Genomic DNA, 22,063 nt, shown 5'->3' on the forward strand with positions numbered 1-22,063 from the left:
CACGCCCGCGGCGCTTTTTTGCTTTTATAGGGTGCAGCGCGGCGTTTCGCAGTGTTTCCCCATGTGAATCCGGCCAACAGTCCGTATAATCCCCCATTTAGCCCAGTTTTTCGCTCCAGATTCCCATGAAGGTATTTCGCGGACTTCCCAATGCAGCGGCGCGCGCGCCCTGCGCGCTGACGATAGGCAACTTCGACGGCGTCCACCTCGGCCACCAGGCGCTGCTGGCGCAGGTGCGCGCCGCGGCCGACCAGCTGGGCCTGGAGGCCGCCGTGATGACCTTCGAGCCGCACCCGCGCGAGTTCTTCGCGCGCAAGGCCGGCGACCTGAGCAAGGCCCCGGCCCGCATCGCCAACCTGCGCGACAAGCTGCAATCGCTGGAGGACAATGGCATCGACCGCGTCATCGTCGAGCATTTCAGCAATGCCTTCGCCTCGCTCACGCCGCAGGAATTCACCGAAAACGTGCTGGTCGATGGCCTGCACGTGAAATGGCTGATGGTGGGCGACGACTTCTGCTACGGCGCGCGCCGCGCCGGCAACGTGGCCATGCTGATCGAAGCGGGCCGGCAATACGGCTTCGAAGTGCACACCCTGCCCACGGTAATGAAAGGCGCCACCCGCATCTCCTCCTCGGCGGTGCGCGCCGCGCTGTCCGAAGGCGACTTCGCGCACGCCGAACAGCTGCTGGGCCACCCCTACGCGATTTCCGGCCACGTGATCCACGGGGCCAAGCTGGGCCGCACCATCGGCTATCCCACGCTGAACCTGCGCGTGCCGCACCGCCCTGCCCTGGGCGGCATCTTCATCGTGCAGGTGCACGGCCTGGACGACAGCCGCGGGCCGCTGCCGGCCGTGGCCAGCCTGGGCGTGCGCCCCACCGTGGAAGACGCCGGGCGCGTGCTGCTGGAAGTGCACATCTTCGACTACGCGCAGTCCTGCTACGGCAAGAACGTGCGCGTGGAATTCCTGCAGAAGATACGGGACGAAGAGAAGTTCATCGACCTGCCCACCCTGACGGCGGCCATCGACCGCGACGCCGAACTGGCGCGCGCGTGGTTCGCGCGGCGCACCAGCAGCGGCGCCGTCAACGCCACCGACCGAATTTGACGCCGGCATGGCGCCGCCCGTGCGCCAACCCGGCAGTCGCCCCACAGCACACAGATACACACACTTAAAGATCGCTATGTCCGACAACAAACCCAAGAAGGCTGAAAGCAAGTACCCGGTCAATATGACCGAAACCCCGTTCCCGATGCGCGGCGACCTCGCCAAGCGCGAGCCGAACTGGGTCAAAGACTGGCAAGAGAAGAAGATCTACCACCGCATCCGCAAGGCGGCCGCAGGCCGTCCAAAGTTCGTGCTGCACGACGGCCCGCCGTACGCCAACGGCGACATCCACATCGGCCACGCCGTCAACAAGGTGCTGAAGGACATGGTGGTGAAAGCCCGCACCATGGCCGGCTTCGACGCGCCCTATGTTCCTGGCTGGGATTGCCACGGCATGCCGATCGAGATCCAGATCGAAAAACTGCACGGCAAGAACCTGCCCACCGCCGACGTGCTGACCAAGGCCCGCGCCTACGCCTACGAGCAGGTCGAGCGCCAGAAAAAGGACTTCATCCGCCTGGGCGTGCTGGGCGAGTGGGAGAACCCCTACCTGACCATGAACTACTCCAACGAAGCCGACGAGCTGCGCGCGCTCGGCAAGCTGCTGGAGAAGGGCTACGTCTACCGCGGCCTGAAGCCGGTGAACTGGTGCTTCGACTGCGGCTCGGCGCTGGCCGAAGCGGAAGTGGAATACCAGAACAAGCGCGACCCGGCCATCGACGTCGGCTTCGCCTTCCATGAATTCGACAAGCTGGCCAAGGCCTTCGACCTGCCGGCCCTGCCGACGCAGAACGGCTTCATCGTGATCTGGACCACCACGCCGTGGACCATCCCGTCCAACCAGGCGCTGAACGTGCACGCCGAAGTGAAGTACGCGCTGGTGCAGGCCGAACGCGACGGCCAGCCGCTGCTGCTGATCCTGGCGCAAGACCTGGTGGAATCCTGCCTGGCACGCTACAAGCTCGAAGGCACCACCATCGGCACCTGCATGGGCCAGGACCTGGCCGGCATCAGCTTCAAGCACCCGCTGCACGCGCGCGACGCCTTCTACGACCGCCTGTCGCCGGTCTACCTGGCCGACTACGTCACCACCGAGAGCGGTACCGGCGTGGTGCACTCGGCGCCCGCCTACGGCCAGGACGACTTCATCTCCTGCAAGGCGCACGGCATGAAGGACGACGAGATCCTGAAACCGGTGATGGGCGACGGCAAGTACGTGCCGACCCTGCCGCTGTTCGGCGGCCTGACCATCTGGGAAGCCTCCAAGCCGATCTGCGACGCGCTAAGGGTAGCGGGCGCGCTGTTCGAGCTGAAGATGTTCGACCACAGCTATATGCACTGCTGGCGCCACAAGACCCCCATCGTCTACCGCGCCACCTCGCAGTGGTTCGCCGGCATGGACGCGCACCCGAAGGACGGCGGCCCGACCCTGCGCCAGACCGCCCTCAAGGCCATCGACGAAACGCAATTCTTCCCGGACTGGGGCCAGGCGCGCCTGCACGGCATGATCGCCAACCGTCCGGACTGGACCCTGTCGCGCCAGCGCCAGTGGGGCGTGCCGATGGCCTTCTTCATCCACAAGGAAAGCGGCGACCTGCACCCGCGCACCCCGGAGCTGCTGGAACAGGTGGCGCAGCTGATCGAAAAGAACGGCATCGACGCCTGGCTGTCGCTGGACCCGGCCACCTTGCTGGGCGAGGACGCCACCCTGTACGAGAAGAACAAGGACACCCTGGACGTGTGGTTCGACTCCGGCACCACGCACCAGACCGTGCTGCGCGGCTCGCACAAAGGGCAGAGCGCCTTCCCGGCCGACCTGTACCTGGAAGGCTCGGACCAGCACCGCGGCTGGTTCCACTCCTCGCTGCTGACCTCCTCCATGCTGAACGGCGCGGCGCCCTACAAGGCGCTGCTGACGCACGGCTTCGTGGTGGACGGCGAAGGCAAGAAGATGTCCAAGTCGATCGGCAACACCGTCTCGCCGCAGGACGTGTCGAACAAGCTGGGCGCCGACATCCTGCGCCTGTGGGTGGCCGCCACCGACTACACCGGCGAACTGTCGATCTCCGACGAGATCCTCAAGCGCGTGACCGAATCGTACCGCCGCATCCGCAACACGCTGCGCTTCCTGCTGGCCAACACCTCGGACTTCGATCCGAAAGCGAACGCCGTGCCGGTGGCCGAGCTGCTGGAGATCGACCGCTACGCGCTGGCCGACATGGCGCGCCTGCAGGCCGAGATCGCCAGGCACTATGAGAACTACGAGTTCCACCCGGTGGTGTCGAAGCTGCAGAACTACTGCTCGGAAGACCTGGGCGGCTTCTACCTGGACATCCTGAAGGACCGCCTGTACACCTCCGCCGTGGACTCGCAGCAGCGTCGCTCGGCGCAGACCGCGCTGTGGCACATCACGCAAAGCCTGCTGCGCCTGATGTCGCCAATGCTGTCCTTCACCGCCGAGGAAGCGTGGGCCGTGTTCGCCGGCAGCGACGCCTACAACGCCAGCGACGAGACCATCTTCACGCAGACCTGGTGGGAGCTGCCGGCCGTGGCCGACTCGGAAGCCCTGCTGGCCAAGTACGCCGCCCTGCGCGACGTGCGCACCGGCGTGACCAAGCAGCTGGAAGACCTGCGCACCTCGGGCGCCATCGGCTCCTCGCTGCAGGCCGAGCTGGAGATCAAGGCGGCCGGCGACAAGTACCAGCTGCTGGCCAGCCTGGATGAGGACCTGAAATTCGTCTTCATCACCTCGCAGGCCAAGGCAGTGCAAGTGGCTTCGGAAGCCGAGGAGGCGGTGGCGGTGGCCGCATCGGCCGCGGCCAAGTGCGAACGCTGCTGGCACTACCGCGCCGACGTGGGCGCGCACGCCGACCACCCGACGCTGTGCGGCCGCTGCCACAGCAATCTGTTCGGAGCGGGCGAGAAGCGCAAGTTCGCTTAAACTCCCCGGCGGGTTACGCGCAGCACCGCTGCGCTAACCCGCCCTACGCAACCCTATCCTGACCTCCATGGCATCCAAACCAAAAAGCTTTTCCTCCAAGTCCTCCTCCGGCGGCCTGACGCCATGGCTGGGCATTGCCTTCATCGTGCTGCTGCTCGACCAGATCACCAAGATCACCGTCAACAAGACCTTCCGCTGGGGCGAGGAAGTGGTGGTGACGCCCTTCTTCAACCTGGTGCTGGCCTATAACAGGGGCGCTGCGTTCAGCTTCCTGCAAAACGAGAGCGGCTGGCAGCGCTACTTCTTCACCGCCATCGGCATAGGCGCAGCCCTGTTCATCGTCTACCTGCTGAAAAAGCACGCCGGCCAGCGCATGTTCTGCTGGGCCCTGGCGCTGATCCTGGGTGGCGCGGTCGGCAACGTGATCGACCGCATCCTGTACGGCCACGTGGTCGATTTTCTGGACTTCCACTGGAAGGGCATCGGCCACTTCCCGGCCTTTAATATCGCCGACTCGGCCATCTGCGTCGGCGCCGCGCTGTTCATCCTGGATGAACTGCGCAGGGTGAACAAGTAAGTAGCCGCAGTAAATAAGGAATAGTTATGGAATTGACCGGCAAAAAAATCGTCCTCGGCCTGTCCGGCGGCGTGGCCTGCTACAAGGCGGCCGAGCTGTGCCGCGCACTCACGCGCGAAGGCGCTTGCGTGCAAGTGGTGATGACCGACGCGGCCACCCACTTCATCACCGCCGTCACCATGCAGGCCCTGTCCGGCAAGCCGGTCTACACCAGCCAGTGGGACCCGCGCGTGGACAACAATATGGCCCACATCGACGTCACCCGCAACGCCGACGCGATCCTGATCGCGCCCTGCTCGGCCGACTTCATCTACAAGCTGGCGCACGGCGTGTGCGACGACCTGCTCTCGACCATGTGCCTGGCACGCCCGCGCACCGTGCCGCTGCTGGTGGCGCCGGCCATGAACGTGGAAATGTGGCAGAACCCGGCCACCCAGCGCAACGTCCAGCAGATCAAGGACGACGGCGTGCAGGTGTTCGGTCCCGCCGCCGGCGAACAGGCTTGCGGCGAAGTGGGCCTGGGCCGCATGCTCGAAGCCGAGCAGCTGCTGGCCGAACTGATCGCCGCCTTCCAGCCGAAGGTGCTGGCCGGCAAGCGCATCCTGATCACCGCCGGTCCGACCTTCGAAGCCATCGACCCGGTGCGCGGCATCACCAACCTGTCCTCGGGCAAGATGGGCTACGCCGTGGCGCGCGCCGCGCGCGAAGCGGGCGCCGACGTGGTGCTGATTTCCGGCCCCACCGCCCTGCCCACGCCATTCGGCGTGCAGCGCATCAACGTGCAAAGCGCGCTGCAGATGCACGACGAGGTGCTGTCGGCGGTGCACGGCCAGCACGTGTTCATCTCGGTGGCCGCCGTGGCCGACTGGCGCGTGGCCAATCCCAGCACGCAGAAGATGAAGAAGAAAGGCGACGGCACCGTGCCGGACCTGAAGTTCGAACAGAACCCGGACATCCTGGCCACCGTGGCCACCCGCACCAACCTGGCCGGCTACCCTTACTGCGTGGGCTTCGCCGCCGAATCGGAGAACCTGCTCGAATACGGCGCGGCCAAGCGCGAGAAGAAAGGCATCCCCCTGCTGGTCGGCAATATCGGCCACCAGACCTTCGGCCAGGACGACAACACCATCATCCTGTTCGACGAGAACGGCCACACCATCCTGCCGCGCGCCGACAAGCTCACGCTGGCGCGCCAGCTGATTTCCGAAATTTCCAAACGCATCGACAAGCACTCGCTGTTCCAATAAGACTCATGAAAACTGTAGACGTCAAAATTCTCGACCCGCGCATGAAAGACCAGCTGCCGGCCTACGCCACCCCCGGCAGCGCCGGCCTTGACCTGCGCGCCTGCATCGACGCGCCCATCGTCATCGAGCCCGGCCAGACCGTGCTGGTGCCCACCGGCCTGGCCATCCACATCGCCGATCCGGGCTACGCCGCCATGATCCTGCCGCGCAGCGGCATGGGCCACAAGAACGGCATTGTGCTTGGGAATCTGGTAGGCTTGATCGACTCCGACTACCAGGGCCAGCTGATGGTATCGACCTGGAACCGGGGTCAAAACACGTTTACGCTGAACCCGATGGAACGCCTGGCGCAACTGATCATCGTGCCGGTACTGCAGGTGGGCTTCAACGTGGTGGACGAATTCGGCGGCAGCGAACGCGGTGAAGGCGGCTTCGGCAGCACCGGCAAACACTAAGGAAAATCGCATGGCAGGCAAGGCGCAAGCGTTGGCATCGGCAACGGCAACGGCAATGATAACGGTAACGGCGGGGGCGGCCCGGGCAGGGGCGGCGCGCACGGGCAGGCCGATCGGCGGCCCGGCAGGCAGGACGCTGGCAACCGCGGCGGCAACGCTGGCGGCGCTGCTGCTGTCGGCCTGCTCCACCTTTGCGCCGCAGGCCACCGCGCCGCAGCCCGGTCCCGCCGTGCCGGCGCCGGCCGAACCGCAGCAGCCGGTGCTCAGCGCCAAGGCCGCCGCCGCGCAGGACGCGCTGCGCGTCATGGTCAACCTGCAAGACCGCCTGTCGCGCGTGTCGGCCCCGCTGCTGATCAACAATGCCGACCTGTGCAAGAGCATGGCGCGCAACCTGCTCGGCTTTACCGCGCAGAACCGCTACTCCTACCCGGGCGAATTCTCGGACGCGGCGCACGCCGTGCTGGGCTACGGCGAACGCCTGCAGGTGAGCTCCGTGCTGGCCGGCAGCGGCGCCGCGCGTGCCGGCCTGCGCAAGGGCGACGGCCTGGTGGCGGTGGAAGGCAAGTCGCTGCCCGGCGGCCCGGACGCCGAGTCGCAAGCGGCCGAGGTGCTCGGTCCGCTGGTGGGCAAACAAGCCGCGCTGGACATGACCGTGGCCCGCAACGGCAACAACCAGACGCTCAAGGTGCCCGTCACGCGCGCCTGCGCCATCCGCGTCCACCTCGGCAATGCCGACAACATCAATTCCTACGCCGACGGCCAGCGCGTGCTGATCACGCGCGGCATGATGAACTTCGCCCAGAGCGACGAGGCCATTGCCTACGTGCTGGCCAAGGACATCGCGCACAATGTGCTGGGCCACGCCGGCGCCATGCGCAATTCGGCCGCAGTCGGCAGCATGATCGACAACCTGGTGCGCACCAGGCCGGACCTGTCGCTGCTGATCGGCAGCGGCGGCATCAAGCCGGTGCCGCAGGACATGGACACGGCGGCCGACAACCTGGCGCTGTACATGCTGGCGCGCGCCGGCTACAACATCGAGCGCGCCAAGCCGTTCTGGCAGCGCCTGTCGTCGCAATACCCGGCCTCCGTGATGAACGGCTATACCGCCCTGCATCCCGCCACCGCCGCCCGTTTCGCAGCCATCGACAAGGGCGTGGCCGAGATCAAGGCCAAGCTGGCGGCGAAGAAACCGCTGGTGCCGTAATGAAGCGCGCCGCCCTGCCGCTGCTGGCGGCGCTGCTCACCGTCTCCCTCGCGCCCGCCCACGCCGCCAACGCGGCCCAGGGCGCCAACTGGAGCAAGCTGTCCGGCAACGGCGCGGCCACGCTCTACATCGACAAGGCCAGCGTGGCCAGGGTGGAGGATGCCGGCGAAGACGCCCGCAAGGCCTGGACCCTGGTCTCCCACAGCAAGCCGCAAACCTCCGCCGACGGCAAGACCTACCGTTCGCTCAAGGCGCAGTACCTGTATTCCTGCAAGGACCACAGCGTGACGCTGCTGGCGCAGACCTTCTACCCGGCCACGCTGGCACGCGGCGAAGCGGTCGGCAACTTCAAATACGAGCAGTACGACGCTGAAAAGCCGGCGCCCGGCAGCCACGCCGAGGCCGCCCTCAAGTACGTGTGCCGCAAAAAACTGCGGCGCTAAAACGTAATTCCGGCGCCGTAGTATAGTTAAGGCCATGGACAGCATAGACCTCGAAGTACTCAAAACCAGCGCCGCCTGGGTGGCCGCCGGCCACCGCGCCGAGCTGGTCACCGTCATCAAGACCTGGGGTTCCAGCCCGCGCCCGATCGGCGCCACGCTCGCCATCTGCGACGACGGCCGCGTGGTCGGCTCGGTCTCGGGCGGCTGCATCGAGGACGACCTGATCGCCCGGGTGCGCGAGCAGGGCATCACGCGCAGCGTGCCGGAGGTGGTCAGCTACGGCATCACCGCCGACGAGGCGCACCGCTTCGGGCTGCCCTGCGGCGGCACCATTGAACTGGCCATCGAACCGCTGGGCGCGCACAGCCGCATCGCCGAACTGCTGGACATGCTGGAACAGCGCCAGCTGGTCGAGCGCCGCCTGGACCTGGCCACCGGCGCCGTGCAACTGGCGCACACCACGGCCGGCAACGTGCTGGAACTGGGCGCCGGGCAACTGACCACCCAGCACGGCCCGCGCTGGCGCCTGCTCATCATCGGCGCCGGCCAGCTGTCGCGCTTCCTGGCGCAGATCGCCACCGCCATGGACTACCACGTCACCGTGTGCGATCCGCGCGAGGAATACCGCGCCGGCTGGCAGGTGGACGGCGTGCAGCTGGTGCACGCCATGCCGGACGACCTGGTGCTGGAGATGCGGCTGGACCACCGCAGCGCCGTGGTGGCGCTGACGCACGACCCGAAACTGGACGACCTGGCGCTGATGGAAGCGCTCAAGTCGGACGCCTTCTACGTCGGCGCTATCGGCTCGCGCGTGAACAACGCCAAGCGCCGTGAGCGCCTGGTCCAGTTCGACGTGACCGAGGCGCAGCTGGACAAACTGCACGGCCCCATCGGCCTGTACATCGGCAGCAAGACACCGGCCGAAATCGCCATCTCCATCCTGGCCGAAATGACGGCGGTGAAGAACGGTGTGCCGGCCGCGCTGCAAGTGAAGCACGCCGCCTCGCCGGAAGCGCCGTCCACGCCGGACGCGCCGAACGCCTGCGTCGTTACCTGAGCCTTGAGCTGAACGAATTCAACAGCAAGAACCGGCTGGCGCTTATCCCGCGCCGGCCGCACAATGGCGCCGCCTGACCACCCGACAGAGCGGGCCCCTACCGAGACCGTCCCATGAGCACTGCCAATCTGCTGCGCCTTATCCTGCTTGCCGCCATCTGGGGCGGCTCCTTCCTCTTCATGCGCATCGCCGCGCCGGTGCTCGGGCCGGCCGTGCTGATCGAATACCGCGTGGTGTTCGCCTCGCTGTTCCTGCTGGCGGTGGCGCTGATGATGAAAAAGCCGCTCGGGCTGCGCCAGAACTGGAAGCACTACCTGATCCTGGGCTTCTTCAATTCAGCCCTGCCCTTCCTGCTGTACGCCTACGCTGCGCGCACCCTGTCGGCCTCCGTGATGGCGGTGCTCAACGCCACCGCGCCGATCTGGGGCGCCGTCATCGGCGCCGTGTGGCAGCGCCAGATGGTCTCCGCGCGCGTGATGCTGGGTCTGGTCATGGGCACCGGCGGCGTGGCGCTGCTGGTCGGCTTCGACCACGCCAGTTCGCGCGAGGGCGCAGGGCTGGCCATCGCCGCCGCGCTGTTCGCCGCCTTCAACTACGGCATCGCCAGCACCTACGCCAAGTCGGCCCGGGCGGTGGAACCGTTCGCCAACGCGCACGGCAGCATGTGGGCAGCCTCGCTGCTGGTGCTGCCCTCGCTGGCCTTCTTCCCGCAGCCCGGCCAGGCCACCGTGGGCATCATGGGCGCCGCGCTGGCGCTGGGCGTGGTGTGCAGCGGCGTGGCCTACCTGCTGTACTACCGCCTGATCCGCGATGTCGGACCGACTTCGGCGCTGACCGTCACCTTTCTCAGCCCGCTGTTCGGCATCCTGCTCGGCACCGCGTTCCTGGGTGAAGTGGTGGGCTGGTACACCGTCGTGGGGTCGGCCATCGTCATTGTCGGCACGGCGCTGGTGACCGGCTTCAAGCCCGGCTTGGGCTGGCTGCGCAAATCGGCCTCCGCATGAAGCACCGCATCGACCTGCCGCACGGCTACCGCCTGCACGACGTGCTGGCCTTCCACAGCCGCGATGCGCAAAGCGTGGCCGAGCAGATCAGCCCGGAGCGGCTGCGCAAAGGCGTGGTGATGGAGGGCGTGCCGCTGGTGCTCGACATCGCATTGGGCAGCGCGGCCGCGCACTATGAGGTACACGCCGACCTGCCCGCCGCGCCGCCAGGCTTGCCGGCCGCGCTGGCTGCGCAAGCGCACGGCGCCGTGCTGAACGTGCTGGGCCTGCGCATCGATCCCCAGCCCTTCCTCGACCTCGCCGCCAACGACACGCTGCTGGGCGAGCTGTCGCGCCGCCAGCCCGGCCTGCGCATCGTGCAATCGGCCACCGTGTTCGAGGCGCTGACCTGGGCCATCATCGGCCAGCAGATCAACCTGCCCTTCGCGATCTCGCTGCGCCGCACCTTCATCCTGCAGGCGGGCACGCAGCACAGCAGCGGCCTGTGGTGCTACCCGGACGCGGCCAGCGCCGCGCGCCTGCAAGTGGAAGACCTCACCAGCCGCAAATTCTCGCGCGCCAAGGCCGAAACCCTGTTGCGCTTCGCCGCGCTGGTGGCCGGCGGCGAACTCGATCTGGCGCCCGGCCCGTCCAACAGCATCGACGACATCGGCAAGGCGCTGCTGGCGGTGAAAGGGATCGGCCCGTGGACCGTCAACTACGGCCTGCTGCGCGGCTACGGCTATCCCGACTGCTCGCTGCACGGCGACGTCGCCATCCGCGCCGCGCTGCAAGCGCTGCTGGGCGAAGACAGCAAGCCGGACATGCCGCGCACCGAAGAAATCCTCAAGCGCTACGCGCCCCACCGCACCATGGCGGCGGCGCACCTGTGGGCCAGCCTGCACCCGCGCCTGGATGACTGATCAGAAGAAGTACCTGGTCTGCCTGGCCCACTTGCTGTTCGGGTAGTTCTTGTGCAGCAGGTTGAACGCCTCCTTCGAGTACTGGCCGCGCAGCTGGTCCTTTTCCTCCTTGTCGGTCCCGTACGGGCACTCCATGCGGGTCGACGCCACCAGGAAATGCAGCGCCTTCGGGGCCTCCTCGTCGGCCGGTTTCTGCCTGGCCCAAGCCAGCAGCGTCGGCGCGATAAACTCCGTGCGCAAGGGCAGCTTGAGCAGCAGCTGCTGCTCCTTGCCCGCCGCCTCGCGCTGCTCCGCGCTCAGGTAGCGCGGCGGCTGCGCCGGATCAGCCTCGGGCTGCTCCAGGCCGCCCGAACGGCAGCCCCAGTTGCGGCTGCGGCCTTGCGCGTCGATCACGGACGGGTTCAGCTCCGGCGTATTCACCAGGATCAGCGCCCCGGCCAGCTTGCGCTCCGCGCCGGAGGCTGCCTTGCGGTAGCGCGCGTACAGGTGCTCGGTGGTCTTGCGTCCTTTGGCCACGCTGTCGAGCAGCGCCAGCGCGGTCGCCTCGTCGTTGAAGATCAGCGCGCGCGCCAGCATGGTTTCCTCCAGCTGCCGTTGCCACTGCTGTGGCAGGCGCGGATGCGCCAGCAGGACGCGCAGCGCGCTGGTGGGGAAGTGGCGGTACACGCTGCGGCCGAAGTCCTCGTCGGTTTCGCCTTCTGCCGGCTTGCTGTCGATTGCCTCGCCCGCTTCGACGGGGTCGGGCTTGCGCGGTGCGGCCTTCAGGAATTCATCGATGCTCCCGGCCGAAAACATCTTCAGCGCCAGATAGCGGTTGCTGGTGGCCACCGACATGGCCTTGCCGTGGCTGGCCATCAGGCGATCGATGTCCTTGTCGGCCTGCGCCGCCTGCTTCTCGGCGATGGCCAACCGCGCCAGGTGGTATTGCAGCGTGACATACAGCGGGTGTTTGGCCGGCACGGCGGCGGCGGCCTTCTTCTCGGCCTCGCTCAATTCGCCGGCGTGGGCCAGCGTCAGCAGCGGCGCCAGCCATATGGCGCCATCGTCCTGCTGCTTTAGCCAGCGCGCGCGCAGGGTCGACAAGGCTTGCGCGCGCGCCTGCTGCACCTCTTTGCTGTTCGGGCTTTCATAGACGTCCAGCGGCGCCTCGGCCTGCATGCTGCCGATCCAGGCCGTCAACGGTTCCTGCGCCAGGATCATGGCGCTGCGCGGCTGCTGGTCCAGCAGCACCAGGTAGTCGCTCAGCAGCCTTGGCGTCTCGGCGCTGAACGGCTCCTGCTCCAGCCGGCGCGCCAGCACCGCGATGCGCGCAACCGGATCGAGGCGCGCGTCCACCAGCGAAATCATCTGCCTGGCCGGCGCGTAGGCGGGCGCCAGCGCCTCCAGTTCCCGGCGCGCCAGCGCCAGCTTCGCCGCGCGGTCCGGCGCCTTGCCGTCCTGCTCCAGCGTGGCGCTGCGTATCAGGCTGCGCGCAGCCAGGTAGCCGCCCAGCGTGCGCCACGGCGATTTGCCATCCTGCGCCACGGCCAGGAACTGCTTGCGCGCCGCGTCGAAATTGCGGGCGTAGAAATGCGCGGCGGCGACCTGGTAAGCCTGGTCGGCCTTCAGCCAGTCCGGCGCATTGGCCGGCACGGCGGGCGGCAGCTGCACCACGCGCTTCGGCTGGGGCGAGCCGTATTGGTAGGCCGGCTCCTCGCAGTTGGCGAACACCGCATCCTGTCCTTGCAGCCAGGCCTTGTGCCATTGATCCGGCTTGCCTCCGGCGCCGAGCTGCGCGCGCGCCTTCATCGTCAGCGCAGCCTGCTTGAACGCGTCGGCATGGCAGTTCACGTAGCTGGCGTGATCCACGTCCGCCATCACGTCGAGTTTGACTTCCGCCAGGCCCCACTGCCTGGCGTACGCCGCACGCTCCTTCAGCCAGGCGCCGGAACCGTTCTTCTCCGCTTCATAGCTATAGTCCCAGTCGCTGGCTTTGCCCACGTGCCAGCGGTCCAGTTCCAGCGCGGCCAATTGCTGCGGCGTGAGCGGGCGGCCTTTCGCGGCCTGGTACGCCATGTACTGGTAGACGCGCCAATAGGTCCCGGGCAGCACGCCCAGATTGCCGCCCGCGAACTGGGACAGCACGCCGGGCGCCACCTGGAATTCGGATGCGAAGCGGTTGGCGCTGAAGCCGTCGCCGCCGCTGGACAGTGCAGGCTGCGGCAGCGCCGCGAACAGCGCGGCGGCAATGATGGAAGGCAGGATACGGAATCGTTTCATGGATAGGCTGAGTAGGTGTCTGAAGAAATGTCTGCGTAGGTATGCGCCCGCATGGCGCGCCAGCTTGCGGCGGTCCACGGACGGGGAGAAAAGTAATAGCCGCGCGCGGCCACGCTGCGCAGCGGCGGCTCGTCGCTGGCGTAGCCTGCGGCGGCGCGGCAAACGGGCTGTGTGAAACCCTGGCGGTGCAGGCGCTGGCGCAGCGTGTCCTGGCCCGCTCCCATGCGGAAGGCCATCGGCACCACCTCGTCGGCCAGGCCGGCCGGCAGCCAGGCGTCGTCCATGCACCACGAGGCCAGCGCCGTCACCGACAGCGCGATGCGCGGGTCCAGTTGGCGGCGGATCCCGGCGATGGTCTGCGCCAGGAAGGGGCGCTGCGAGCGGCGCACTTCAAAGTCGAGCTGCACCACGCTGCGGTTGCCGCGCTGCGCCACGCGCAGCAGCTCCTGCACGATGCGCGCCGACTGCTGCGCGCTCAGCGCCGGCGGCTCGCGCCACGACGCGTCCACGTGCAGCACCGGCACCAGCGCCGCGCCGTCGGCCAGCAGCAGCGGCGCGGTGCGCGGATGGACCAGCGCGTCCGCGCCGCGCAGCAGGATGGTGGAAGCCACGTAGGCCACGCCCACATCGGCCGGCAGCCAGCGCAAGTCCTCCGGCCGCTCCCAGGCCCACAGCATGCGCGCCGGCAGCCGCGCCAGCGCAGGGTGCGCAGCGGGGCCGGCATGCCCGTCCGCACGGAGCGCGGAACAGGCCAGGAAAACGAGCAGGACAAGGAGTGATCGTTGCATAGCCGACATCATAATGGAAACAATGCACCGAATGCACTTCGTCAGCGCTTGATCCCCGCCAAAGCGGGCTGCAGCCCCCTCGGCTATGCTGCCTCCATCCTCCCCGAGGCGCAAACATGGAACTCATTAACTTCCTGGGCTGGTTCCTGCTGAACATCGGCGTCCCGTTGCTCGCCCCTCTAGCGCTGCTGCCGCTCTTGGCTGCAGGCCGTCAGCACAGGGGCAAAGTAAAAGTGCTGCTCAGATGGGCAGTGCAGGATGGCCAACTGTACTGGCCTGTCATCGCAATGTGCGCAGCGGCCTGCCATGAAGCCGCAGGCACGTTCGGGCAATCGCATGATCAAAACAAGGCGGTGTACGCATGGGCAGCGATCGGCTTGCATGTGCTCATCATTGTCGTATCGTCGGTATTGGTCTCAATCAGCACGTCGGATGCAACCGCCGCAAAGCACGGTGATGGGACGAATGCCCTGCCAGGGATAGTGCTAATATCAATCATCGTCGCTGTTATAACAGCCGTTACTTACGCGATGGTTCACTACTATTTGGCGGGATAGGCTCGCGCCGGAGGAAAATCATGAAGCGGTTTGCCGAGTATATTGAGAATCAGGAAAACCGGCACAAACTCACCAATCGATTGGGCATGCTCGTCATCGTCAGCGGGGTGGCCTTTATCCTGTTCTCGCTTTACTTCATTGTGTTCCTGAAAAAATAAGCGCCCAAACGCAAAAGCCGTTGAACTCTTTCGAATTCAACGGCTTTCTGTATCTGGTTGCGGGGACAGGATACGTGCCCAACGCGGACTCAAAAGTCGGCCTAGCCGTTGAACCTGAAGGCGAAGCGCGGCGCGAGGGCTTCCGGGCGCGGGGTTCAAGGGGTGTGACCACAAGTGTATCACTTTTTACTTACGGCAAGATACTTTTTCATGCTACATTGGCAATTTCCAACTTCTCCAAAGAGTCGCACAGTATGACTGAATCGGCATGGACTGCAGTAATCGCAATCATGGTAGGAGCTGCGGGCCTAGCAGGTGCTCTAGCTTCCATCACAAAATATAATACGCCGAGCGCGTTGTTATGGAGCGGTGCTTTTTTGTCTGTAGAGGGATTGGCAGGGGCATTTTTAGCTTCCCAAATTTCTCTCGATAATGCACACGTAACGCCGAGCTCTATTTCGTATCTGATAAACTTTTATTTGTTAATTTCGGGGATCGGAGGGAATTGTATAGTTGGAGCGGTAGTGGTTAAAAAACTAACGACTACTATTCATGCCCGATTTACTGGCTACATTATGCCATTGGATGCTAATTCCCCTCTTCCTCCGCAACCTACTGGGCAAATCATAGGAGAGTTAAAAGGAGAAGCAAAGGAAAGTTAGCGAGAGTTTTTGGCTTTTGTTTCTCGTGTATTTAGTTTCGCCCCAAGAAGCTGGCCTAGCAATGTGCCGGATATAAGGCCAAAAATAAGCGCAAAAAGTCCATAAATTCCGAAGTCTGTCATTTTTCTCTGCCTTTATACGAAATAGGAGATTTCCCTTCCAGTATCTCTTCTCATAGAGAAATCTAGGTGTCAATCGTCGGGTATGAGGTGTTCTGATGATGCGACCTGGCTTTGCCTCGACCGATGGATTGGTTGATTACGTGCTGCTTGCGAATCAAGGCTGCATTTTTTTTGCGAAGTCTTTGAGCGCTTTGGAGGCGATGGTGCAGCGAGGACTAGATCGGAGTCTGTCCAACCTAGGGGGGGACGGCTTGATGGGAGGTAACTAGAACGTGTGTCTCAAGTCCGATTTGCTGGCTTGGCTAGAGGGAAACGAAGTCAATTCAGTCAAGGTGGTTGCTTGCAGAGAAGGCGCGACTTGGCAGGCCTATATGCTTGGTAAGCCGATGTCGGAGGCAAAGCTAGGGTGTATAAGGGCTCTCACGCTAGCGCGTGAGCGCTGGTCTTGATGCGGTGCTGGGCGGCGGGGGACAAGACGCTGTTCTTCAGCGCGGCGGGATGGGCGGCGTAAAAGCTCTGGCAAAAGTCCAGCAACGCTTTGCTCAGGGTCGCCATGGGGGCAGGCTTGGCTTTGAGCCAATGCAGTCGCTGGCCGTCAAATGTCAATCGAAGAAAGCGGCGCGAGGACTCTCCGTTCGCGACCAAGAGGTCGAGCAAAACGTCGCCCTCAAATCTCTTCGCTATCAAAGCTTTTTCCAGCTCATCCATATAAGAGTCTGGCCGAGCGCTGTCCAAAGAGAAGCATATGAACGCTTTCTCCCCGGGAGCCTCTAAAACTTCGAAATGTTTTCCTGATCGTTTCATTTTGGTATTTGGGAAGCCGTCTGCTCGATGGTCCTCAACACATCATGCACGATGCCGACCGCTTCTTCCTTTCGCTCGATGATCCGTGAAAACTCCACGTTTGCTTCCGTGTGAAAAAGGCTGGGCCGGTGTTTATTATACAACGCGTAAGAGGCTTCCACAGCGGCAACAGTGCTGGGGCACTTGATCCGCGTGGCGACGCCGCTCTTGAGCTTCGGCCCGTTGAAGCTACTGCCAAAGCCTGCCGCGTTCGAAATCGCTACGCCATGCTCTGCCATCAGCGCCTTCATGTAGGCTTCCAAACCTCTGAGCGCCGGGTAGGCGAACGCCGAATAATCGGTCAGTTCTATGTTCAACTTCGCCAACGCGAGCGATGGCGCGATGATCGCTGCCCCCGCCCCTCCAAGTATGTTAACGGCGCTAGGCGTCCATTGCTTGAGCTCTTCCAGCAAATCCTGCGCCTTCACTTGCTCCAAGTTGAAAGTCGCCAACTGGGCTTGAACAATCGCTTGCTTGTCCGGGGTGAGCTCGCACAGCAGGGAGGCGACCACCCCGTAGAGTTCCCTGGCCTTCCCTTGCATCAAGAAGCGTCCGGTGTTGTAGCGATGCACGAACACCTCGTCGCCCTGGGCTTTCTTGATCTTGTAGCGAACGCCGTGCTCCAGCTTTTCTTGGGTCACTTGAAACTTCCAGTCGTCGCCCAGATGCGCGATCAAGAAGTCCCAGTCTTTCTGCGCGATCACTTCCAGCACGAGCGGGCGTTGCTCATACTCCGTTTTCTTGCAAGCGGTCGCCACATGCTCCGCGACGGCTAACGAGAGCTCCTGATTTTTGCCAACCTTGTGGTGAAGCGTGATGGTGCCGTCGGCTCGGTGATACACATGCAATATGCCAACCGGAGCGTCGGGGACGGTCAACTGATACTCCGTAAACTTCTCTTTGGCCGTAGGGCCGTCAACCGCCATGTCGCTGCGGAAGCTCTTGATAGCGCCTTCGATCTTGCTAGCGTCGAGGTAGATGGAGTTCAGTTTTACGGCCATTGAATTCTGCGCGCTGTGGTTTGCTGAGCGCTTCGATGTAGTGAGGTAGACCGCGATCTTACCAGAAGTCTGCGACCCTTCAGAAAGAGCTAGTCGACATTGAGCCTCGTTTTCGCCCATTATTTTTTCTATACACGTAACGCACTTGCAGTGCGCCACGAATGTGGCGCGCTTCTTTATGCGGCGGAACTCCCAGCTTTCCACCGCGATTACGGAAACAGCTCGCTCACCGGAACAAAGGCGGCGCCGGTCTCCGCCGCGCGGCGGACCTTGCGCTCAAGAACGTGGTTTAGGGGAATCTCGCGGTTGAGCATCTCGTAGAGATCCAAGCCGCTCATGCAAATGATGCGCTTGCCTCGGCCAAAAGCGGCTAGGCCGTCCGCCGTGAACCCGCTGTCGCTGATGAACAAGCCGCGAGCCCATGCGGCTTTCTGATCCAGCTTGCCTTGGAAGACATGCAGGTCGGCGGCGCCGATGGGAGCGCCTTGCCATTTGGCTTCCAGCAAATAGGTTTCATGGCCCAATTGAAAACTGCCGTCGATTTGCTCTCCTTGCAGGCGGAAGGCTTGACGAGCTTCCAAACCGAAAACATCGAAAAGCGTCTTGAGGAATTTTTCAAACGCATAGCCGCGAGCTTGCGGAGCCAAGTTGGGCGGGCTCGTGAATAGCGTCGAAATTGATGACGATCCGAAGCGAAAAGTTTGGATTGTTTTGGATGAGTTGCCCCAATGTGGAAAGATACCTGTTCTCCCGTTATCTTCAGTTGGTCGTTCTCGCGGCGTTCGCTGTGTCGCCGCATGTCAGGACTTGTCGCAGCTAGAGGAAGTGCATGGCCGCGAATCAGTCCGCTCGCTCGTTTCGATGACCGGGTCGATTTTAGTGGGGCAGATGAGTCAGGGCGACACTGCGGAAGCGCTTGCCAAAGCGCTGGGATCGAAAGAGGTGGAGCGGCGCAACGAGTCGCATAGCTTTGGACGCGACGGATCGCAGTCGGTTTGCTCCGCCAGCTTGACGAGGCGTTCATCATCCACGAGGCGGACAGCCCCAAAGCGGCTCTCGACTTGGCGCGGAGCGTCGCCCCGAGCCTCGCGCTGGTGGAGCTCTTCCTCGGCGGCTCGCTAGGCTTCGACTTGATCAAGCGCCTGCGCTCAGTCGCTCCCGACATGGCGATCCTCGTCGTCTCGGCGCACGACGAACGCTTGTATGCGGAGCGAGCGATTCGCGCAGGAGCTCGGGGCTACGTGATGAAGCAGTCGGCGGCGAAGGCGATGAAGCACGCCGTCCAGACGGTCCGAAGCGGCAAGGTGTGGCTGTCGGAGGCGCTGCGGGACGACCTGGTGAACCGCATCGCCAGCGCGGGATTGGCCGACGATCCGACAGAGCTGAGCGCATTGTCGGATCGCGAGATCACCGTCTTCCGCTTGATCGGGCAAGGCTTGAAGAAAGGGGACATCGCGCGGGAGCTCAGCTTGTCGCCGCATACGGTCGAGACCTATCGCTCGAACATCAAGAAGAAGCTGGGCCTCGCGAACGGCGCGGAGCTGTATCGCCAAGCGTTCCTCCGCTCCCAGGTGCTGCCTGTGTAGCCGCCTCGGCAACGCGCGGAGGCGGGGCATTCTGGCGCCAGTTGATAGCGATTTGCAAGCGAAAACCTTTCCTTGCCTAAATTTCCTATTGTTAATAATATGACAGTCTGGCATCCCCGGCGCGCCATGAAGCCGTTTCGCGCTTGGCGACCACTGCTCCTTCCACATCCGTAAAGGCAACGCGTGACGAAGACCGTTCACAACCCGGATCAGTATATGTTTGACTTCAAACATATCATTTCCCATGGGCGCAAAAAGATAGGGATACTGATCGGCGCGGGCGCTCCCGTCAGCGTAAACGTCGGCGAGGACGGTGCCTATGTGCCGCTGATCCCTAATGTTGCTGGCTTGACGGAGCTGATCCGAAAAGGCCTCCAGGACGAGTTCAAGGAAGCGTTTGAAGGGATCGAAAAGCAGATCCAAAACTCGAACATCGAGCTGGCTCTCTCTCGCATTCGCGCGTTGGCGGAGGTAATCGGCGAATCCAAGGTCTGCGGCCTTGACGCCGAGGGCTTTCAGTCCCTGTCGCAAAAGATATGCGCGTTGATTTATGAGATCGTGAACAAGCCGTTGCCAGCGGGAGAGAACCCGTTTTCCGATACGATTTCGTGGATCAATGGCATCAATCGCAACCACCCGGTGGAAATTTTCACCACCAACTACGACTTGCTTTTCGAGGAGGCGATGGAGCGCGTCAGGACGCCTTACTTCGACGGCTTCTCCGGCTCCAAGGTTCCGTTTTTCGACCCATCCAGCATTTCCAACAACGACCTGCCCAAGCGCTGGGTGCGCCTGTGGAAGCTGCACGGCTCCATTGGCTGGTCAAAGAGCGCCACCGGCGAGATTGTCCGCAGCAACGCCGAGGCGGGCTCCACGATGGTGTATCCATCGCACATCAAGTATGACCAAACGCAGTCCGCGCCGTTCTCGTCGTTGTTTGAGCGCTTGAAGAATTTTCTGTTAGAGCCTGACACGTTGCTCATCTGCTCGGGCTTCTCGTTCGCCGACGCGCACATTTCCGCCAAGCTGAGCGAGTGCATGTCCGCCAACCCCTCCTCCGCCTTGATCGCGTTGCAGTATCAAACTCTTGAAAACGAGGTCTACGCATCCGAGCTGGCGTCTCGCTGCCCGAACATGAGCGTCTACTGCCGGGACGGCGCTATCATCAATGGCATCAGGGCCCCTTGGAAATTGGGCGATCCGCCCAGCAAAAATTGGGAGGCGATCCGCGCGGAATACTGGCATGAAGGCGCGTTCTTGTTGGGGGACTTCAAGCTGTTGGCTCGATTCCTCGCCATGTCCGGCGGTGGAAAATCCAAAGCGATTGAGCCCGCGCCAGCGCCCGAGGCCGCCGCCGATGAATAAGGAGCCGACTTACCTGGGCAGCGTCAGCGCCGTGGCGGGCTCTTCATTGACGGTTGAGCTGGCGCCGCAGGTGAACTCCGGCTTGCTGATCATTGGCGGGAAAACCCATCGCGTGGGCCAAGTGGGCAGCTTCGTCAGGATTCCACAAGGGTATAACAACCTGTATGGACTGATCGCAGAGACCAGCGAATCCTCTAGCGTGGACCAGATCGGCGACGCGCACGAAACGGATCGCCGCTGGATCAAGATCGAGTTGGTGGGCGAAACGATTGGCGACGAGTTCGAGCGGGGCATCAGCCAATACCCCAGCATCAACGACGAGGCGCACTTGGTTGTCGAGAGCGATCTCAGAAAAATCTATGGCGGCGCGGACTCCGGCCAGATCGTCGTGGGCACGCTGTCGAGCTCGGACAGTATCAAGGTTAGCATCGACTTGGACAAGCTGGTGACCCGCCACTCCGCAGTGCTGGGCTCGACGGGCTCCGGCAAGTCCACCAGCGTGTCCAGCCTGCTCAGGTCCATCGTGACGGATGAGCATGGCAAGACCAGCTACCCTGCGGCGCGGATCGTGCTGATCGACATCCATGGGGAGTATTCGGCAGCGCTGGGCGATATCGCCTCCGTTTTTTCGGTCATCCCCAAGGCGGGGGAAACCAAGCTTCATATTCCTTACTGGTGCGTGTCATCCGAAAACCTGATTGATTTTCTGTGCGGCCCGACCTCCGAGGGCAACAAAAGCCTGATTTTTGACCGCATCGTGGAACAGAAGATCGCGTTCATCAAAAACAACGCTGTGCCGGGTGTCGATCAGGGACGGATTTCGGCGGACACGCCCATCCCGTTCAATTTAAAACAGATCTGGCATGACCTGATGTGGCATGACAACGTGAATTGGGAGGACAAGGAACAAACAACGCCCTCTGTCGCCGAGGAAGGGGATGCGGAGACTTTGACTCCGCCAAAATTCAATCCGCCTGCTCCTGGCGGGAAGTCCCCGTTTAAAGGCAGCGGCGGCTCGATGAAAAGGCAGCTTGAATTAATGCGGTCGCGTTTGTTGGACAATCAGTTTTCTTTCTTCATGAATCCAGGCGATTGGCAGCCTGATGCCGAGTTGAAGGTGAAGAAAGATCTGCCGGAGCTCATCAAGAGCTGGCTTGGTCACGACAAACCGGTCACCATTCTCGACCTCTCCGGCATGCCTTCCGCGCGGTTGGATTTGCTGCTTGGGTCCGTTCTGGACATTATTTTCGAGTCGGCTTTATGGGGCCGGAACTACAAAGAAGGCATGAAGAGCAGGCCGGTGCTACTGGTGCTGGAAGAGGCCCATCGCTACCTGTCCGCCGGGTCCGTCGGGTTGGCCAAGGGCATGGTGCAGAAGATCGCGAAGGAGGGGCGCAAGTTCGGTGTCGGCGCCATGCTGGTCAGCCAACGGCCCTCCGAAATTGACGAAACCATCTTGTCGCAGTGCGGAACGCTGTTCGCGCTGAGGATCAACAACGCCACGGATCGCAGCCGCGTGAAGTCGGCGATGTCGGAAGGGATCTCCGGAATCGTGGACAGCTTGCCAGTGCTTAGAACCGGGGAGGCCGTCATCGCTGGCGAGGCCGCCCGGTTGCCGATGCGCTGCCGCTTCAAGCTGCCGCGAGAAGGCCATTTCCCCGATAGCAAAGACCCGGTGGTCGCCGCAAGCTGGTCGAAGGCGGTTGGCGAGGAGGACTATTCGGGGCTGGTGTCTGCGTGGCGCAATCAAGACCCAAGCGCCGCGCCCAAGCAGGACTAA

Annotated in this window: 21 protein-coding genes and 1 pseudogene; 17 read left to right on the top strand and 5 right to left on the bottom strand. The window is 63.5% G+C overall.

Annotation, left to right across the window (positions count from 1 at the left end; all coding sequences use genetic code 11):
• The first annotated feature begins 125 nt into the window (after window positions 1-125).
• The 10 genes from AC6H42_RS19040 (at window position 126) to AC6H42_RS19085 (ending at window position 10,942) form a co-directional block, all read left to right on the top strand.
• Window positions 126-1,109 (top strand): bifunctional riboflavin kinase/FAD synthetase, encoded by a 984-nt coding sequence (locus tag AC6H42_RS19040; protein WP_057157495.1) that lies wholly within the window; start codon window positions 126-128, stop codon window positions 1,107-1,109.
• A gap of 76 nt (window positions 1,110-1,185) precedes the next feature.
• Window positions 1,186-4,050 (top strand): isoleucine--tRNA ligase, encoded by a 2,865-nt coding sequence (gene ileS / locus AC6H42_RS19045; protein ID WP_497548709.1) that lies wholly within the window; start codon window positions 1,186-1,188, stop codon window positions 4,048-4,050.
• Between the two features lie 67 nt (window positions 4,051-4,117).
• On the top strand, window positions 4,118-4,627 hold the full coding sequence (lspA, locus tag AC6H42_RS19050) for a signal peptidase II (protein ID WP_057157493.1): 510 nt from the start codon (window positions 4,118-4,120) through the stop codon (window positions 4,625-4,627).
• A 26-nt stretch (window positions 4,628-4,653) separates the two neighbouring features.
• A complete protein-coding gene (gene coaBC, locus AC6H42_RS19055) occupies window positions 4,654-5,874 on the top strand; it encodes a bifunctional phosphopantothenoylcysteine decarboxylase/phosphopantothenate--cysteine ligase CoaBC (protein ID WP_057157492.1) in 1,221 nt (406 codons plus the stop codon).
• Between the two features lie 5 nt (window positions 5,875-5,879).
• A complete protein-coding gene (dut, locus tag AC6H42_RS19060; RefSeq protein WP_057157491.1) occupies window positions 5,880-6,329 on the top strand; it encodes a dUTP diphosphatase in 450 nt (149 codons plus the stop codon).
• 55 nt (window positions 6,330-6,384) lie between these two features.
• Window positions 6,385-7,536, top strand: coding sequence for a M48 family metallopeptidase (locus AC6H42_RS19065; RefSeq protein WP_157201130.1), 1,152 nt, complete (start codon window positions 6,385-6,387; stop codon window positions 7,534-7,536).
• Window positions 7,536-7,979, top strand: coding sequence for a surface-adhesin E family protein (locus AC6H42_RS19070; protein ID WP_057157490.1), 444 nt, complete (start codon window positions 7,536-7,538; stop codon window positions 7,977-7,979). The genes AC6H42_RS19065 and AC6H42_RS19070 overlap by 1 nt, the downstream gene beginning before the upstream one ends.
• 34 nt (window positions 7,980-8,013) lie before the next feature.
• On the top strand, window positions 8,014-9,036 hold the full coding sequence (locus AC6H42_RS19075; RefSeq protein ID WP_057157489.1) for an XdhC family protein: 1,023 nt from the start codon (window positions 8,014-8,016) through the stop codon (window positions 9,034-9,036).
• 113 nt (window positions 9,037-9,149) lie between these two features.
• Entirely contained in the window at window positions 9,150-10,040 is an 891-nt protein-coding gene (locus AC6H42_RS19080; protein WP_497548710.1) for a DMT family transporter, read from the top strand.
• The gene (locus AC6H42_RS19085) at window positions 10,037-10,942 is read left to right on the top strand and encodes a DNA-3-methyladenine glycosylase 2 (protein ID WP_497548711.1); all 906 of its coding nucleotides are present in this window, start codon (window positions 10,037-10,039) and stop codon (window positions 10,940-10,942) included. Before AC6H42_RS19080 ends, AC6H42_RS19085 begins: the two co-directional genes overlap by 4 nt.
• On the opposite strand, the gene AC6H42_RS19090 is transcribed toward AC6H42_RS19085, so the two are convergent.
• Both AC6H42_RS19090 and AC6H42_RS19095 read right to left on the bottom strand, forming a co-directional pair.
• A complete protein-coding gene (locus AC6H42_RS19090) occupies window positions 10,943-13,201 on the bottom strand; it encodes a hypothetical protein (protein WP_497548712.1) in 2,259 nt (752 codons plus the stop codon).
• A complete protein-coding gene (locus tag AC6H42_RS19095) occupies window positions 13,198-13,989 on the bottom strand; it encodes a hypothetical protein (protein WP_497548713.1) in 792 nt (263 codons plus the stop codon). The genes AC6H42_RS19090 and AC6H42_RS19095 overlap by 4 nt, the downstream gene beginning before the upstream one ends.
• Window positions 13,990-14,105: 116 nt before the next feature.
• Between AC6H42_RS19095 and AC6H42_RS19100 the strand changes: the two genes are divergently transcribed.
• From AC6H42_RS19100 to AC6H42_RS19110, 3 genes are read left to right on the top strand one after another with little or no spacing between them, the layout of a single operon-like run.
• Window positions 14,106-14,546: a hypothetical protein gene (locus tag AC6H42_RS19100; RefSeq protein WP_497548714.1), complete on the top strand. Its 441-nt coding sequence runs from the start codon at window positions 14,106-14,108 to the stop codon at window positions 14,544-14,546.
• Between the two features lie 20 nt (window positions 14,547-14,566).
• Complete coding sequence (locus AC6H42_RS19105) at window positions 14,567-14,704, top strand: hypothetical protein (RefSeq protein WP_497548715.1); 138 nt, start codon at window positions 14,567-14,569, stop codon at window positions 14,702-14,704.
• A gap of 20 nt (window positions 14,705-14,724) precedes the next feature.
• Window positions 14,725-15,366 carry a hypothetical protein gene (locus tag AC6H42_RS19110; RefSeq protein ID WP_497548716.1) on the top strand — a complete coding sequence of 214 codons (642 nt, stop codon included), beginning with the start codon at window positions 14,725-14,727 and terminating at the stop codon, window positions 15,364-15,366.
• A gap of 542 nt (window positions 15,367-15,908) precedes the next feature.
• On the opposite strand, the gene AC6H42_RS19115 is transcribed toward AC6H42_RS19110, so the two are convergent.
• From AC6H42_RS19115 to AC6H42_RS19125, 3 genes are all read right to left on the bottom strand, one after another.
• Complete coding sequence (locus AC6H42_RS19115) at window positions 15,909-16,292, bottom strand: type II toxin-antitoxin system RnlB family antitoxin (protein WP_497548717.1); 384 nt, start codon at window positions 16,290-16,292, stop codon at window positions 15,909-15,911.
• Entirely contained in the window at window positions 16,289-17,332 is a 1,044-nt protein-coding gene (locus AC6H42_RS19120; RefSeq protein WP_497548718.1) for a type II toxin-antitoxin system RnlA family toxin, read from the bottom strand. Before AC6H42_RS19120 ends, AC6H42_RS19115 begins: the two co-directional genes overlap by 4 nt.
• A 209-nt stretch (window positions 17,333-17,541) precedes the next feature.
• The gene (locus AC6H42_RS19125; RefSeq protein WP_497548719.1) at window positions 17,542-17,979 is read right to left on the bottom strand and encodes a restriction endonuclease; all 438 of its coding nucleotides are present in this window, start codon (window positions 17,977-17,979) and stop codon (window positions 17,542-17,544) included.
• 13 nt (window positions 17,980-17,992) lie between these two features.
• On the opposite strand from AC6H42_RS19125, the pseudogene AC6H42_RS19130 reads away from it, so the two are divergent.
• The 4 genes and pseudogenes from AC6H42_RS19130 to AC6H42_RS19145 form a co-directional block, all read left to right on the top strand.
• Window positions 17,993-18,292: pseudogene (locus AC6H42_RS19130) on the top strand (type IV secretion system DNA-binding domain-containing protein); the annotation flags it as partial.
• A 35-nt stretch (window positions 18,293-18,327) separates the two neighbouring features.
• Window positions 18,328-18,918, top strand: coding sequence for a LuxR C-terminal-related transcriptional regulator (locus AC6H42_RS19135; protein WP_497548720.1), 591 nt, complete (start codon window positions 18,328-18,330; stop codon window positions 18,916-18,918).
• Window positions 18,919-19,134: 216 nt separating this feature from the next.
• On the top strand, window positions 19,135-20,283 hold the full coding sequence (locus AC6H42_RS19140) for an SIR2 family protein (protein WP_497548721.1): 1,149 nt from the start codon (window positions 19,135-19,137) through the stop codon (window positions 20,281-20,283).
• Window positions 20,276-22,063 carry an ATP-binding protein gene (locus tag AC6H42_RS19145; protein ID WP_497548722.1) on the top strand — a complete coding sequence of 596 codons (1,788 nt, stop codon included), beginning with the start codon at window positions 20,276-20,278 and terminating at the stop codon, window positions 22,061-22,063. The genes AC6H42_RS19140 and AC6H42_RS19145 overlap by 8 nt, the downstream gene beginning before the upstream one ends.

The organism is Massilia sp. NBRC 108631, from assembly GCF_059704565.1.

Excerpts from the sequence above, each read along its gene's own strand:
- AC6H42_RS19040 (WP_057157495.1), top strand. The coding sequence starts at position 126 with ATGAAGGTATTTCGCGGACTTCCCAATGCAGCGGCGCGCGCGCCCTGC.
- ileS (WP_497548709.1), top strand. The coding sequence starts at position 1,186 with ATGTCCGACAACAAACCCAAGAAGGCTGAAAGCAAGTACCCGGTCAAT.
- lspA (WP_057157493.1), top strand. The coding sequence starts at position 4,118 with ATGGCATCCAAACCAAAAAGCTTTTCCTCCAAGTCCTCCTCCGGCGGC.
- coaBC (WP_057157492.1), top strand. The coding sequence starts at position 4,654 with ATGGAATTGACCGGCAAAAAAATCGTCCTCGGCCTGTCCGGCGGCGTG.
- dut (WP_057157491.1), top strand. The coding sequence starts at position 5,880 with ATGAAAACTGTAGACGTCAAAATTCTCGACCCGCGCATGAAAGACCAG.
- AC6H42_RS19065 (WP_157201130.1), top strand. The coding sequence starts at position 6,385 with ATGATAACGGTAACGGCGGGGGCGGCCCGGGCAGGGGCGGCGCGCACG.
- AC6H42_RS19070 (WP_057157490.1), top strand. The coding sequence starts at position 7,536 with ATGAAGCGCGCCGCCCTGCCGCTGCTGGCGGCGCTGCTCACCGTCTCC.
- AC6H42_RS19075 (WP_057157489.1), top strand. The coding sequence starts at position 8,014 with ATGGACAGCATAGACCTCGAAGTACTCAAAACCAGCGCCGCCTGGGTG.
- AC6H42_RS19080 (WP_497548710.1), top strand. The coding sequence starts at position 9,150 with ATGAGCACTGCCAATCTGCTGCGCCTTATCCTGCTTGCCGCCATCTGG.
- AC6H42_RS19085 (WP_497548711.1), top strand. The coding sequence starts at position 10,037 with ATGAAGCACCGCATCGACCTGCCGCACGGCTACCGCCTGCACGACGTG.
- AC6H42_RS19090 (WP_497548712.1), bottom strand. The coding sequence starts at position 13,201 with ATGAAACGATTCCGTATCCTGCCTTCCATCATTGCCGCCGCGCTGTTC.
- AC6H42_RS19095 (WP_497548713.1), bottom strand. The coding sequence starts at position 13,989 with ATGCAACGATCACTCCTTGTCCTGCTCGTTTTCCTGGCCTGTTCCGCG.
- AC6H42_RS19100 (WP_497548714.1), top strand. The coding sequence starts at position 14,106 with ATGGAACTCATTAACTTCCTGGGCTGGTTCCTGCTGAACATCGGCGTC.
- AC6H42_RS19105 (WP_497548715.1), top strand. The coding sequence starts at position 14,567 with ATGAAGCGGTTTGCCGAGTATATTGAGAATCAGGAAAACCGGCACAAA.
- AC6H42_RS19115 (WP_497548717.1), bottom strand. The coding sequence starts at position 16,292 with ATGAAACGATCAGGAAAACATTTCGAAGTTTTAGAGGCTCCCGGGGAG.
- AC6H42_RS19120 (WP_497548718.1), bottom strand. The coding sequence starts at position 17,332 with ATGGCCGTAAAACTGAACTCCATCTACCTCGACGCTAGCAAGATCGAA.
- AC6H42_RS19140 (WP_497548721.1), top strand. The coding sequence starts at position 19,135 with ATGTTTGACTTCAAACATATCATTTCCCATGGGCGCAAAAAGATAGGG.
- AC6H42_RS19145 (WP_497548722.1), top strand. The coding sequence starts at position 20,276 with ATGAATAAGGAGCCGACTTACCTGGGCAGCGTCAGCGCCGTGGCGGGC.